The 13487-nt window shown below is 60.0% G+C and carries 12 protein-coding genes and 3 pseudogenes; 5 read left to right on the forward strand and 10 right to left on the reverse strand.

What is annotated here, in order from left to right; all coding sequences use genetic code 11:
• Positions 1-71 precede the first annotated feature (71 nt).
• From FBQ73_RS18095 to FBQ73_RS22840, 7 genes and pseudogenes are all read right to left on the reverse strand, one after another.
• Positions 72-1252 (reverse strand): annotated as a pseudogene (locus FBQ73_RS18095) (CaiB/BaiF CoA transferase family protein).
• Positions 1253-1317: 65 nt separating this feature from the next.
• On the reverse strand, positions 1318-1509 hold the full coding sequence (locus FBQ73_RS18100; RefSeq protein ID WP_138400900.1) for a hypothetical protein: 192 nt from the start codon (positions 1507-1509) through the stop codon (positions 1318-1320).
• Positions 1510-1523: 14 nt separating this feature from the next.
• Positions 1524-2590 (reverse strand): IS630 family transposase gene (locus FBQ73_RS18105; RefSeq protein WP_138400901.1). Its coding sequence is split into 2 segments (ribosomal slippage): positions 1524-2104 and positions 2104-2590, totalling 1068 coding nucleotides; the frame shifts between segments, so codons are not numbered across the junction.
• An 84-nt stretch (positions 2591-2674) separates the two neighbouring features.
• Positions 2675-2995 (reverse strand): DUF190 domain-containing protein, encoded by a 321-nt coding sequence (locus FBQ73_RS18110; protein ID WP_138400902.1) that lies wholly within the window; start codon positions 2993-2995, stop codon positions 2675-2677.
• Between the two features lie 125 nt (positions 2996-3120).
• A complete protein-coding gene (locus tag FBQ73_RS18115; RefSeq protein ID WP_138400903.1) occupies positions 3121-4146 on the reverse strand; it encodes an HlyD family secretion protein in 1026 nt (341 codons plus the stop codon).
• Positions 4147-4149: 3 nt separating this feature from the next.
• The gene (locus tag FBQ73_RS18120) at positions 4150-5709 is read right to left on the reverse strand and encodes an MFS transporter (protein WP_210236816.1); all 1560 of its coding nucleotides are present in this window, start codon (positions 5707-5709) and stop codon (positions 4150-4152) included.
• Between the two features lie 144 nt (positions 5710-5853).
• Positions 5854-6135 (reverse strand): transposase, encoded by a 282-nt coding sequence (locus FBQ73_RS22840; protein WP_170218961.1) that lies wholly within the window; start codon positions 6133-6135, stop codon positions 5854-5856.
• A gap of 426 nt (positions 6136-6561) precedes the next feature.
• On the opposite strand from FBQ73_RS22840, the gene FBQ73_RS18130 reads away from it, so the two are divergent.
• The gene (locus FBQ73_RS18130) at positions 6562-7473 is read left to right on the forward strand and encodes a LysR family transcriptional regulator (RefSeq protein ID WP_210236817.1); all 912 of its coding nucleotides are present in this window, start codon (positions 6562-6564) and stop codon (positions 7471-7473) included.
• Here FBQ73_RS18130 and FBQ73_RS23555 read toward each other — a convergent pair.
• A complete protein-coding gene (locus FBQ73_RS23555) occupies positions 7408-7737 on the reverse strand; it encodes a transposase (protein WP_138400905.1) in 330 nt (109 codons plus the stop codon). The two genes, FBQ73_RS18130 and FBQ73_RS23555, sit on opposite strands and share 66 nt — an antisense overlap.
• Before the next feature lie 648 nt (positions 7738-8385).
• On the opposite strand from FBQ73_RS23555, the gene FBQ73_RS23560 reads away from it, so the two are divergent.
• The 3 genes from FBQ73_RS23560 to FBQ73_RS18155 all read left to right on the forward strand — a co-directional run bounded on the left by FBQ73_RS23560 (position 8386) and on the right by FBQ73_RS18155 (position 10603).
• Positions 8386-8496, forward strand: a complete 111-nt coding sequence (locus FBQ73_RS23560; RefSeq protein ID WP_170218964.1) for a hypothetical protein — start codon at positions 8386-8388, stop codon at positions 8494-8496.
• A 152-nt stretch (positions 8497-8648) separates the two neighbouring features.
• Positions 8649-9491, forward strand: coding sequence for a transporter family protein (locus tag FBQ73_RS18150; protein ID WP_138400907.1), 843 nt, complete (start codon positions 8649-8651; stop codon positions 9489-9491).
• An 86-nt stretch (positions 9492-9577) separates the two neighbouring features.
• Positions 9578-10603 (forward strand): ornithine cyclodeaminase family protein, encoded by a 1026-nt coding sequence (locus FBQ73_RS18155; protein WP_138400908.1) that lies wholly within the window; start codon positions 9578-9580, stop codon positions 10601-10603.
• 15 nt (positions 10604-10618) lie between these two features.
• On the opposite strand, the pseudogene FBQ73_RS18160 reads toward FBQ73_RS18155, so the two are convergent.
• Positions 10619-10999 (reverse strand): annotated as a pseudogene (locus tag FBQ73_RS18160) (integrase core domain-containing protein); the annotation flags it as partial.
• Between the two features lie 137 nt (positions 11000-11136).
• On the opposite strand from FBQ73_RS18160, the gene FBQ73_RS18165 reads away from it, so the two are divergent.
• The gene (locus FBQ73_RS18165; protein ID WP_138400909.1) at positions 11137-12429 is read left to right on the forward strand and encodes an IS110 family RNA-guided transposase; all 1293 of its coding nucleotides are present in this window, start codon (positions 11137-11139) and stop codon (positions 12427-12429) included.
• A gap of 215 nt (positions 12430-12644) precedes the next feature.
• Here the strand turns inward: FBQ73_RS18165 and FBQ73_RS18170 are convergent.
• A pseudogene (locus FBQ73_RS18170) lies at positions 12645-13453 on the reverse strand (IS3 family transposase); the annotation flags it as partial.
• Positions 13454-13487: the final 34 nt, after the last annotated feature.

A 13487-nucleotide genomic window follows, 5' to 3' on the forward strand; every position in this document is an offset into this window, starting at 1 on the left:
GCAAAAAATAAAATGAATTTTGAAGTGACGGTTATACTGCAGGGTACGCGCGGGTGTAAAATGACTCTGCGCTAGCGGTATGGCAAAGTACGCTTCAATGCCGCCAGCACTTTCTGGGTATCGGCACCGAGGCGGGGACTGGCACTCTTCGCCACCTGCCGTTCACCGTCGAGCACGATGGGGCTCGCCACCGCCGGCACAGTGCCGCTGCCGGCTTCCGGTAGATTCACCTTGAGGCCGCGATGGATCACATGCGGGTCCTCGAACACCTGCGGCACCGTATTGATGGGGCCGGCCGGCACGCCCTGCTTCTCCAGCGCCGCGAGAAGGTCGTCACGCCGGAAAGCAGCGGTGAGGGCGGAGAGCTGCGGCACCAGCGCCGCGCGATGGGCGACGCGCTCGGGATTGGTGGAAAAATCCGCCTCCTGCGCCAGCTCCGGCGCGCCGAGCACGGCGCAGAAGCGGGCGAACTGGCCGTCATTGCCCACCGCGGCGATGAAATAGCCATCGGCGCACGGAAACACCTGGTAGGGCACGATGTTGGGATGGGCATTGCCCATACGCTTCGGCGCCCGGGCGGAGGCGAGATAGTTCATGGCCTGGTTGGCGAGCACGCTCACCTGGGTATCGAGCAATGCCATGTCCACATGGCCGCCTTCCCCCGTCGCCTCGCGCCGCCGCAGGGCCGCGAGGATGCCGACGGTGGCGTAAAGGCCGGTGAAGATGTCGGCAAAAGCGACGCCCACCTTCTGCGGCTCGCCCTCCGGCTCGCCGGTAAGGTCCATGATGCCGCCCATGCCCTGCACCAGGAAATCATAGCCGGCGCGCGGGGCATAAGGGCCGTCCTGGCCGAAGCCGGGAATGGAGCAATAGACGAGACGCGGATTGAGCGCCTTCAGGCTCTCAAAATCGAGCCCGTGTTTCTTCAGCCCGCCGACCTTGAAATTCTCGATGAGCACATCGCTGCGTAGCACCAGAGCGCGGATGGCGGCCTGCCCCTCGGCGGTCTCGAAGTCGATGGCGACGGAGCGCTTGCCCCGGTTGGTGGCATGGAAATAAGCGGCGCCGAGGTCGGCCCCGTCGGCGCCCTTCAGGAAAGGGGGCCACAGCTGCGGGTATCGTCCCCCGCCTGCGGCCGCTCCACCTTGATCACCTCGGCGCCGAGGTCGGCCAGCGTCTGCCCGCACCACGGGCCGGCGAGGATGCGAGCCAGTTCTAGGACACGCAGGCCGGAGAGCGGAGCATCGGACATGGAAGGCCTTCCGAGAAATATGCCCCTCTCCCCTCGCGGCGGGAGAGGGGCCTGTCAACCTAACCTCAGGCGAAGGCCTGAATGCCGGTGATGGCGCGGCCGATGATCAGCGCGTGAATGTCGTGGGTGCCCTCATAGGTGTCCTGCGCATAATCGCGCGAGGTATCGCGCACCAGCCGTTCGTCCTCAGTGAGCTGGACCTCGAGGTGGAAGGGATCGGCCCAGTCAAAGACCGGGCTGGCGGACTTGGTGGACATGATACCAACGGCCCTTATGAATGACCGATATGAGCCCAGTTTCGCCTTCCGATTGATGTGATGGTTTCAGGCTTTGCGACGAGGTGGTTCCACGCGTCGCAGGCGGCCTGGACGATGTCATCGTAGGTGTCGAAGACGCGGTTCGAGAGCCAGTTGGCACGCAGGTGCTGCCAGATGTTCTCGACCGGGTTGAGCTCTGGTGCACGCGACGGCAGGAAAACCAGGGAGATGTTCTTGGGCACGGCGAGCTTGCCGATGGTGTGCCATCCGGCGCGGTCGAGCAGGAGCATGGCGTGCGCGCCCTTTGCCACGGTCACGGCGATCTCGTCGAGATGGGCCTGCATGGCGTGAGTATCTGCGAAGGGCATGACGAGCGCGGCTCCGACGCCGCGAACCGGACAGATGGCGCCGAACAGGTAGGCGCTCTCATAGCGCTGGTCCGCCGGCTGACGCGGCCGTGTTCCGCGCCTGGCCCATTGCCGGACGAGACCGTTCTTCTGGCCGATGCGCGCCTCATCCTGGAACCAGAGTTCGACAGGCTGGCGCTTCGGGAGATGAGCGAGATGAGCCTTCAGCGTCGCCGCGGCATTTTTTGAAACGCCTCGACCACGCGCTCGTCCTGCCCGGGATGGCGGGGCCGCGCGCTGATGTGCGAGAAGCCGATCTGCTTCAAAAGCTTGCCGATCGTGCGCTCGTGATAGGCGATGCCGAAGCGCGCGAGGACGATCTTCTGCAGGTCAATGCGACGCCAGCGCACAACGCCATGGACGGCACGGTCGGGGCCGGTCTCGACGAGTTCGGCAAGCTTGAGCAGCTGGTCCTGCGACAGCTTGGGCGGGTGACCCTTGGATCGAACGTCGCGGAGCCCGTCCGGGCCGTGTTGGTTGAAGCGCTGGACCCAATCGCGCAGCGTCTGGCGGTCCATGCCGCCGATCCGCGCAGCCAGCTCCCGATCCATGCCGTCGAGAACCGCGGCCAGCGAGAGAAGCCGGCGGCTCTGGTTGGCGTGCTTTGACCCGGACGCCAGCCGCCGCAGGTCCAAGGCCGAATAGTCCGTCCGAAGCTTCACCGCAGCAGGCATGGCGCGAATCCTCCCCGCACCATGGAATCAGTGAACCCCGACGCCGAAAAGACCCCCGTGAGTCAGATCACAGGGCCGTTGGTATTACATGTCCGCGCCCAAAATGCCGAACTCCACAGGCACTTTCATGTAAAACACTTTCACATGCTCTTGCCTAAGATATTCAAGCATGCGTTCGCACTCATCAGGTGTGACGATCATCGTCACCTGTACCGGTTGATCCGAGAGATCGAACCAGCCGGCAGCATGTGTCGCGCCGTCGTGCCCCAGGCCCCTAAGCGAACTCGTCATGGTCGCTCCCCGAATGGCATGTCGTTTCGCTTCATCGAATAACCACTGAGCAAGTGGAACAAGACCAAGCATCCGATCCTGTTGAGTATAGAATATAATTTGAAAACCTTCCATCGTTCTCTCCAGGCGTCATATTTATTATTAACGTTCATGAATTTTCAATTTTATCGACTATTTGCATCATTAACGTCTAAAGCGATAGCGCTCTCAATCTTGTCATGCCGACTATAGAGGTATAGCTACTCGATCAGAATCTCAGGCACTGCGGACATCCCCACACGAAGCGCATCGACGCCGGCCTGGTCGGGTTCTATCCTGATCCGGATCGGTAAGCGTTGAACGACTTTCGTGAAGTTTCCAGTGGCGTTCTGCGGGGCAATGGCCGAGTAGCTGACTCCGCTGGCGGGTCCGAGGCTGTCGACTATGCCGGCGAACACCTGACCCGGGAGGGCGTCAACAACGATCCTGACGGATTGGCCGGGTCGGACGCGAGCCAGCTGCGTCTCCCGGAAGTTGGCGCGGACATAGAGCTTGTCCAACGGGACGATCGACAGCAACGTTGTTCCGACCGTGACATAGGCGCCCGTTCTCACGGCTTTCTGACCGACGGTGCCGGAGATGGGCGCCGCTATCCTCGTGTAGGACAGCCGTAGATTGGCATCGGCGAGGCTGGCTTGGGCCTGATCGTGTGCCGCCCGAGCCCCGTCCAGCTGGCTATTGAGGATATCGAGTTGCCGTCGAGCCGCGTTGAGCGCCGCGACATGGCTGTCTCGGGTTGCCGTTGCTGTCCCGAGGGTTGACACCGCCTCGTCGAAGCCTCGCTTGGTGACGGCACCTGATCCCACCAGTTCGCGCATTCGGGCTTCGTTTGCGCGTGCCAGGCTGAGAACGGCATCGTCTGAGGCAATGGCGGCTTGCGCTTCGATGATGAGCGCATCCTGACGCTCAATTTGCGCGTGGAGGGTCTTGATGCTCGCCTCATTGACGGCGATGGCAGCCTGCGCATTCTGCACTGCGATCCTCAGATCACGATCGTCGAGGATCGCCAGCGGATCGCCCTTGTTCACGACCTGGTTTTCCTCGACTAGAACCGCCTCGACCACACCCGCCACCCTGGATGCAACGTTGGTAAAGTCGGCCAGCACATATGCATCGTCGGTCGATTGGCGTAAGGCCGTGAACTCGGGACGGTTGAAGTAGAGATAGCTTCCTGCGGCAACCGCAATGAGAAGGCCGCCGGCGGCCAGCCTGATGAAACGCGACATGTTTTATCCATTTGCCGGCGAGAGTTGTGGGGAGTTTTGTGGCGTAGGGTTCGGCGCCGGGATGAATTGCATGAGGAGGGCAAGCGGCACCAGGACAAAAGCCAGGGTGCCGAGGACTCGATAGACATCCGCGGTCGCGAGAGCGACGACCTGCGCATTGATCGCCGTTTTCAATGCCGTGATGTCCTCAACCTGAGGAAGGCTCTGTCCGATGGACCCGAACCGATCGACAAGAATATAGGAATGGAAGTGCTCGCGGACCTCCATCAGCCAGTTGACGAGCGCGCCACCAATGAGCGTACTGATGGATCGCAACGTGTTGACGAAGCCGGCGATATAGGGCCCTTCCATCGGTTGCACGACGCTGGTCGCGAGAAACAACATCGAGACGACCGCCATCGGCTGGCCAACCGCTTGCAAAGACTGGGCGGGGACGAACTGTTCCCAGGTCCAGGTGGTGTCGACCCGGGCTGCATGGAAACAGGATAGGCCGATCAGCGCGAGCCCGGCGGCGAAGACAAACCGCGCATCCACCCATTTCTGGTAGAGCAGAAACGCGACCAACGAGCCGGCGAAGAGCTGGGGAACCCCGATTAGCAGCCCGATCGGGGCGCTTTGCAAGGCACGGTAGCCCCAGTTTGATGCGAGGAAGGAAGACGGCAATACCGCGCCCGATATGAGAACGATCAGCATCAGGATGAAGATGGTGAAACCGATAGAAAGGTTTCGGCGCGACAGGAGCTGGAACTTGATAAACGGCGCCGGGTGAAACCATTCAGAGGCGCCGTAGGCCACCAAACAGACAAGACCTATTGTCATGGCAGTGCTGATCACCGGCGAGTTGAACCAATCGAGGCGGGTGCCCTGATCGAACGCCACCGCCAGCAGGAAAAGCCCAGTTATTCCGGCAAGCATGCCTGGCCAGTTGATAGACGAGAACCGTTTCCAGGCAATCGGCTCACGCGGCAATGCCCAAGCGACAATACATCCTGAAACAATCGCCACCGGAATGAACTGCCAGTACAGCCACCGCCAATCCACAAGGACGTCTGTCCATTGCCCGACGATCCAGATCGCGACGTTCGGTGCAAACGTGGCCGTCATGGCATAAAGGGCAAGGCCATGCAGGCGAATGGAAGGTGGAAGCGTTCTCAATGCCATCATCATCAGCAGAGGGATAAGCGCTCCAGCGCTGATCCCCTGTATTGTCCGCAGCACGAGCAGCAGGTTGAGGTCAACAACGAACGGAAGCACCATCGCGATCAGAGACGACACTGTGACGAGTACCAGATGAAAGCGTCTCGCGCTAAAGGTAATGGCAAACCAAGTTGCGAACGGCATGGCGACGAGTTCGCCCGCTGAGTAGAAAGTATTCAACCAGGAAGCGTCGTCAGAACCGAAGCCGAGCGCACCACGAACATCGGCAAGGCCGAGGGAGCCGCTGCGGCTGTTGAGCCCCGACATCATCGCAGACAGAAAGATGCCGAGCAGCGCGATCAACGCTCGCTTGGTCAGCGGCGGCGGCGCCATAGCCGGTGCAACTGCGTGACCGGTATCTGCCATCTTTGGCTCTCCAATCTTATGCAGATCGCGGCCCATCCCATTTGGGTAGTCGCGTTGCGTTCCGGGCTCATCCTGCCGAAAGGGCGGCAGCTTTCTCTCACATTGGTAATATTGATTACCACATAAGGTAACTGCGAGTACCAGTCAATGGAAACCCACCATCGAAAGCGTCAATTTGGAGTGCGGATTGAGACCAAGGGAGCTCGCCAGCTTCCGCAGGCTGCTGAACCGGCTGATGTCGCCGATCGCCGCGGTCGTCGCCAGGCCCGCTACCATGTCGATACCTGAGATCGTCATCAACCGCATCACACCTTCATCCACGAGCGCCGAGCATGTGCGGTCGCGCTCGATCACCTTCAGGTCCGCGCCGAGACGGTCGAACTCGCAAAGGTGCCGCTTGATCGCGAGACGCTCGTCCTTCGGCACGGTCTGCTTGGCAAGCCAGGCACCGCCGTTGGACCCGCACAGATCGGCAGAAGCCCCACCCCCTATGAGTTCATCTGCAAATGCTGGACAAACGAGCCTGAAAGATTCACCCTCGATCCAATCCGCCAAAAGCCGGGACTGAACACCTAGCTGCCCTCGAGGAACCGCCATACGATCAAGTGAGGTCCTGTCAAATGCCAAGATAGCGGTGTCACAACGTGATCGGCGTGGCGCGAGCCATGCCGAGAGCTCAAAGGCGCCCGTCGCAGGGCTCAGGTGTAGGTGCCGTCCTCACTCCAAGGGTGATCGGTTAAGGTCAACATCATTCCCAAACTGGCCCCCTGTAGAAGATCCCAGCTTCCCGGATTTGCCATGAATGTTCTTTGTAAAGGGTGCAAGGGCAGCAGGTAGCTTGAGAGGTTGAATGTGACGGTGATCATCGATCCAAAATGGGAATTATTCGTTAGAGTGGCTCAAATTGGAAATTTCACACGCGCTGCGGAGCATTTAGATTGCCCGCAATCAGTACTCAGCAGGCAAATCGGAGTTCTGGAGACGCAATGTGGTCAGCGGCTGTTTCGGCGCACCGGCAGGGGCGTCGTGCTTACGGATTTCGGCGAGATTGTGTTTGCTCGAATTCGCCCTCTTATGGATGAGGCGGCGCGGTTAGTTGTTGACATTCGGGCCGTGGGAAACGAACCCATGGGTGAGGTTCGCGTTGGGTTGCTGCCTTCACTCACACCGACACTCGCAGGCCCGCTCTTCCAAACCTTGCGCGATCAGTGCCCTTTAGTACGACTGCATTTCATGGACGGAGATAGCGCCCATTTAGGGGAATGGTTGAAGCAAGGTCGTTTGGATCTCTCGCTGCTGCTGCGAGAAGACAGCGAGGCAAGACCCGGTGAGCCTTGCATGGCTGAGATCAGTTTGCACCTTATTGGCGTGCCGGGAGATCCCATCACAAGTCAGAATCAAGTGCGGTTCGCAGATTTGGAAGGCCTTCCGCTGATTGTGCCGGCGCCGCCACACTTGCTACGGGCGAGGCTTGACCTTCTGGCAAAAAAGCAGGTCGTCGAGCTGAACGTCGCCATGGAAGCAGATTCCGTTTTACTGCAACAAGAACTCGCGATTGCAGGGGCGGGCTATGCAATCGTCGCCTCCACCACCGTAGCAGCCCGTGTGGCCTCCGGATTACTCAGCTCCTGTCCTATCATTGAACCTCGGCTTATGCGGCAGGTAGTTCTCGGTACTACGCAAATGCGGCCGCGTACATCAGCGACGCGGGAGGTCGCGCGTATTCTGTTTCAATTGCGTGACCGAATTTTCTGTAGTCGATAGCACCCTGTTGAAGAGCGCTGGCCGCGCCAGAGTGTCGCCCTGTTTGTTGATGTGGCCGATCCGATCGGCCTCGCCCGATTGGTAACGCCGCAGCGTCGCGCCGAAATGCGCATCCACGGCGCGTGTGCCGCTGAACCGACCGGGATCATCTACCGCGGTGCAGAAGGTCAGCGCCGTACCTGGCCCGACGTCCGACACCGTTATCAGCCTGCGGCAAACCACATCGTCGCATACCGCACGCAGCCTATTGGAGCTTTCGCACATTCGCGATAGCTGAAATGAGACGGCAGGGCTTACTGCTTGCTTCCGCGCATCCTACAGTCCCTCTAAGAATATCACGCAAGTTAAGCGGCTTGCGGTACACGGAGATGGGCGACATGCAATTCAACCTCCAGTAGCTCCCGGGCGCTGTTCCGGCTTGCTTAGACTCGGCACAGAGTAAGGGCCGACTGTTTCAAACGCCGATCAAGATGATCGCTCGGCAATCAGTTCGGCGTATTACGGATGGCGCATCAAGAGTCGTGCGGGACAGGATCGCGCAGCAGTTGGGTGTTCCCATTGTGGTGGACAACAGACCAGCAGCGGGAACCAAGATAGGTACCGCCGCCGTGATCAAAGCCACCGAACGACCAGTACACCCGTTACTTGATGGACGCGCCAGACACAACGCTTCCGAAAATCGACGGAACTCGCGCTATGACGCGGAGTGCGACTTGAGACCGGTTGGGCTGGGGAGGCCCACGACATCGCGATGGTTGTCAACTCCAGCAATTCGGCAACGCGCTTGCGGGAATTCGTGTTCTTGGCGAAGCGGGCACGAGGCAAGCTGAACTATGGAAAGCTGAGATGGGAAATGGCTCTCGCGTCACGCGCGAGCGCCTGAGATGACTCATTCGAACGAGCATTCTGCACGTGCCGTGCAACGCCACTTCACAAGCCCGCCGTCACCTGGTGGCGGGCCAGGAAGACATGATCGTGGATGTTGTCCTCGACATCGTGAAGGGCAGCAGCAGAGCTGCCTAATCAACAGATACGGATACGTCACCGACACGGTCGACGCAATGGCGCCCAATGTCACGACTTGCAGCAGAGAGAATACCTAAATAGTGGCAGGTAAAACAATTTCAACCTGCATCGCCACGAAAAGAAATAAAGTTAGGGATGGGAACTTAATCATGAACACGCCGAATTTTGCGATGCTAATTGGTGCATGTTGCGTTCTCGCGACTCTGCCTGCTACACCTTCGTACGCCGGGTCCCAAATTTTGCCAGGTCTCTCGACCGGACTTCCAATGGGCGCGCCGCTGCCGGAGGGGTTGTGGTCCATTACCTTTCCCAGCTACGGATGGCGAGATTCTGATCCAAACGTGAATGTCGGCGCAATTGCTCCCGCTTGGCTGATCTGGTCGACTCCCTACAAGCTAGCTGGTGGCGTCATCATGCTTGACGTAACCATGCCCTACGTGAACGTCGACATAGATAACGGGCCGAGCTTTTCAGGCATGGCCAATGCCATTATTGATTTGCAGGTCAAGTGGGATCTCGGCAATGGCTTCTTTGGAGGCTTCCAGAGCGGCATTTATCTACCAATCAGCTCGGAAGTGGGCCGTGATTTTCTCTCCTGGCAGGGCCTTGCAGCCCTCAGCTATCTCCGGGACGGATGGAATCTCTCCTCCACCTTCTACTATGGCACCGGCGCGCAGGGCACAGGCGGCGCGCCCGCTTGGTTCAACGTGGACCTGACGGCCACCAAGAAGTTCGGCAAGTTCGAGATCGGCGCGGTTGGTTTCGGTTCCACCGATCTGTCGACGCCGTACTATGGATACCAGAAGCAGAGTCAATTCGCGCTGGGCGGTCTCATCGGCTATGACTTCGATATCGTCAACGTTCAACTGAAGCTGACTCGCGACGTATATCAGGAAAACTACGCCGGATACGAGACGCGCGTGTGGGCCAACATCATCGTGCCGCTGATGGCGCCCGCTTCGGCCGGGCGACCCGCAGTTTTCAAATATTGATGTCGCCTCCACAACTTGCGGCATCATTTGGCGATATATCGGATATCAATACTCCATAGCACTTCAATCTACATCGGATTCCTAAAATGTTTGAATCAAATGACCTCCTCGTAGGAACGCAGATTCCACCCACACTTTTTTTGACTGATAAAGATGTAGGCAAGCTGTGCGAATGGCGAAATGCGGTGATGGCGCTGCGAAGCGCATATGCAGCATCTCGCGATCGTCCCGCTCTTCCGCCACGTACAATGGCCCGAGGTGACGGAATTTGGTTGCGAAGTCTCACGGCGATATCGCCCAGCGGGGATTTCATGGGATGCAAGTTAATCGCCGCTTCACCTCGAAGTGGATATGTAAGTTACCTAATTTCATTGTTCAACGCAAAGACAATGAATTTGGCTGCGCTCATCGACGGCAATCAAGTAACGGGCATACGTACCGCTGCAACATCTGCAGTCGCAGTTGATGCGATCGCACCCCATCGAGCGCTGAGGGTCACTGTGATTGGTACGGGATTTGAGGCGCAGGGGCAACTTGAGGCCCTTGCGTCGATGCGCAGGATCGAATCCGTTAGCGTGTTCAGCCCAAGTCCAGAAAGCCGTGCTCGCTACGTCGGCAAGTTCGCGACGCTGATTCCGGATCTCAGGGTACGGGCCTGCGACTCGGCAGAAGATGCGGTAAGCGGTGCTGATGTCGTGATCTGTGCCGCCCGATCTCGTGACGAATCTCCTGTGCTTCGAGGTGCCTGGCTTCGACCCGGCATGACAGTGGTTTCCATTGGATCGACGCTGCCGGAGCAGCGTGAGGTGGATGTCGATGTCATCCGCCGCGCGGACCTCATCGTGGCGGACATCCCCGAAGAGGTTGGTCATGAAACAGGTGACATGCTGAAAGCGAAAGATGAAGGTGTCATATTCAAAGAAAAAATGTGCTCTCTTTCTTCGATCGTGAGTGGACAGCAGGAAGCGCGCCCAACGCCAGACTCAATCATTCTGTTCAAGTCTGTCGGCTCCGCATTACAGGATGTGGTGATAGCGGAAATGCTGCTCCTAAGGGCACGAGAAACATCAGCTGGCACGCCAATTCCGGTCGGCATCGTTCCTGTGGAGTGACGTTGCCCCCAACTTCTATCCAGCGGTGAGTTCGTTCTGGCGGTTGGATTTGCCCTGTCGGGCGTGCGGAGCGGCGGGGGCAGACGCGGAGCCGTTCATGATGCGGAGCGTCTGATCCCGCCGCGGGTGGAACGTTGAGGCGAAGGCGCTTGGCGTCTGCCATCCGAGCTTCGAGTGCGGCCGGTCGGTGTTGTAATCGACCTGCCACCGGGCGAGAGCGGCCCTGGCCTGGGACAGGCTGGAGAACAGCGTTTCGTTCAACAGCTCGTCCCGCAGGCGGCCGTTGAAGCTCTCAATGAAGCCATTCTGCATCGGCTTGCCGGGCGCGATGTAGTGCCACTCGACCCGAGCCGCGTCGGCCCAGCCCAGAATGGCGTTGGAGGTGAACTCACTGCCATAGCACATCAGGAAGGAGCCTCAGCCGGCGCGCGGAGCCATTGCGTCGCGCAGCGCGCCGGCTGAGGCGGTCATGGTCGGTCAGCAGGTCTCTAAAATGACGGTGTTCAAAGCCCCATTCCGGAGACGAACCCACCATGACCACCTTGCATCCTATGCCCGATGACGTCGTTCTGGTGGCGATTGATATCGCCAAAGCGCGGAACGAGGTGCTGATCGAGACACCCGGCCAGAAGCGGCGACGGCGCATGACAGTCCTGAACACGCGCGCCGAGCACGATCGGCTGATCGTGCTGTTGAAGGGCTTTGGCCGGCCTGTCGCATGCGCCATGGAGGCGACAGGCAACTATCACCGGCCGATCGCTTGGCGTTTGCGTGAAGCCGGCTTCCAGGTTCGCCTGGTTTCGTCGGTGGCCCTGGCCCGCACGCGCGAAGCCCTGCACAACGGCTGGGACAAGAACGATCCCAAGGACGCCCAGGTCATTCTGCACATGCTGCGGATCGGAGCCTCGCAAACCTACCATGACCCGCTGGCCGCCGGCATCAACGACGTCCAGGAGCTATCGAAGACCCACGAGGCGATCGCCGGCGCCAAGACCCAGGTGCTGCATCGGATCCAGACACATTATCTGCCGCTCTACTTCCCGGAGGTCGACCGCTTCCGCCAGAACAGCCGAAGCGATTGGTTCTTCGCCTTCCTGGATCGGTTTCCCACGCCGGCCAGCATCACGGCATTGGACAAACCCGCGTTCATTGAAGCCGCTTGGAGCGTCGTCGGCCGGAAGGTCTCGAAGGAACGCTTACTGGGCGACATCTACGAGACGGCCAAGACCTCCATCGGCCTGCCCATCCCACTCGAAGCCCCCGCCATCCGCATGTTCCGGCTTGTCATCGCCGAGGCGCGCAGCTTGATCCGCCAGCGCAATGAGATCGAGGCCATGGCCGACCAGCTCCTGGCCGAGAGCAAGGACTATAAGCGCCTGCGACAGATTCCAGGGATCGGACCTATCATTGCCCTCGCCATTCTGGCCGAGGCCGGCGATCTCCGTCGCTTCGGCCATCATCGCCAGTTCCTGAAGTTCTGCGGCCTGGACCTCTCGACCCAGCAGTCGGGCACATACCGCGGCCAGACCAGGTTGTCGAAGTATGGAAATGCACGTCTTCGGCGCAACCTCTGGCTCGCCGGTCAGGTTGCGATCCGGCAGAAGGAGAACAGTTTTCGCGACAAGTTCGAGCGCTACATCGCCCGCGACCGGCACAACGCCGATCTCAGGCGCAAGGCGCTGACCGCGATCACCGCCAAGATGGCCCGCGTGGTGCACGCCATCATCAAAAGCGGTGACGATTACCGGCCCTTTGTCGAGGGGCCGGTGCCAGGTGGGAGAACCCCTCTCAGCAGTGCCGTGAGGGCGCAGCCTGCGACCCTGTAGATAATGCTCGGGTCTCCTGCCTGGATCGATATCTCGTCTTAAGGACGGTGAGGGCCACGGTGCGCCGATGGACCCTGTGTTTGCTATGGCCGAGAACTCTTTCCTTCCCAGCAGGGGCCGCCTGGTTCGCGTATTGACGACCATCACCCCACGAGCGCAATCTCGTGGACAGAGACATGCTGCCCAATCAGCCGCTTTCCTTCCCAACATAGGACGTTATCGCTGACGATCATCTTGGGCCGGCCGCGCTCTGCCAGAAGCCTGTCGAGTTCGCGAGCGACCCTGACCCCGGACAGCGACGTGTCCGCCACGAGCGCCAGGCACTCGCGGGTGCAATCGTCCACGATGGCCAGCATCCGGAAGCGCCGACCATCGGTCATCTGGTCGGCGACGAAGTCGAGCGACCAGCGCTCGTTCGGTCGCATCGGGATCATCATCGGCGCCCGCGTCCCGATGGCCCGCTTGCGGCCCCCTCGCCGGCGGACCATCAGCCGTTCCTCGCGATAGAGCCGGAACACGCGCTTGTGGTTGACCCGGAAGCCCTCGCGCCTGAGCAGGACGTGGAGACGGCGATACCCGAACCGCCGCCGCTCCTGGGCGATGGCTTTCATCCGCTCACGCAGCGAAGCGTCAGTCCCGCGCGTGGCTCTGTATCTCATGGTCATGCGGCAGAAGCCGGTGGCTTTACACGCCCGCCGTTCGCTCATCCCATGGACGTCCATGAGGTGGGCGACAGCTCTGCGCTCGGCAGCGGACGTCACCATTTCTTTCCCAGGAGATCCTTCAGCGCCACGTTGTCCAGCATGGCGTCGGCGAGCATGCGCTTCAGCTTGGCGTTCTCGTCTTCGAGCGCCCGCAGCCGCTTGGCCTCCGAAACGTCCATCCCGCCGAAACGGGCCTTCCACTTGTAGATGCTAGCGTCGCTGACCCCGTGCTTCCGGCACAGGTCCGAGACCGGCACCCCGGCCGCGTGCTCCTTCAGGATGCCGATGATCTGCTCCTCGGTGAAGCGGCTGCGCCTCATGTTCTGGTCCTCTCATTGGGCCAGAACGAACTTC

This window comes from Xanthobacter autotrophicus (genome assembly GCF_005871085.1).
Lineage (GTDB): Bacteria > Pseudomonadota > Alphaproteobacteria > Rhizobiales > Xanthobacteraceae > Xanthobacter > Xanthobacter autotrophicus.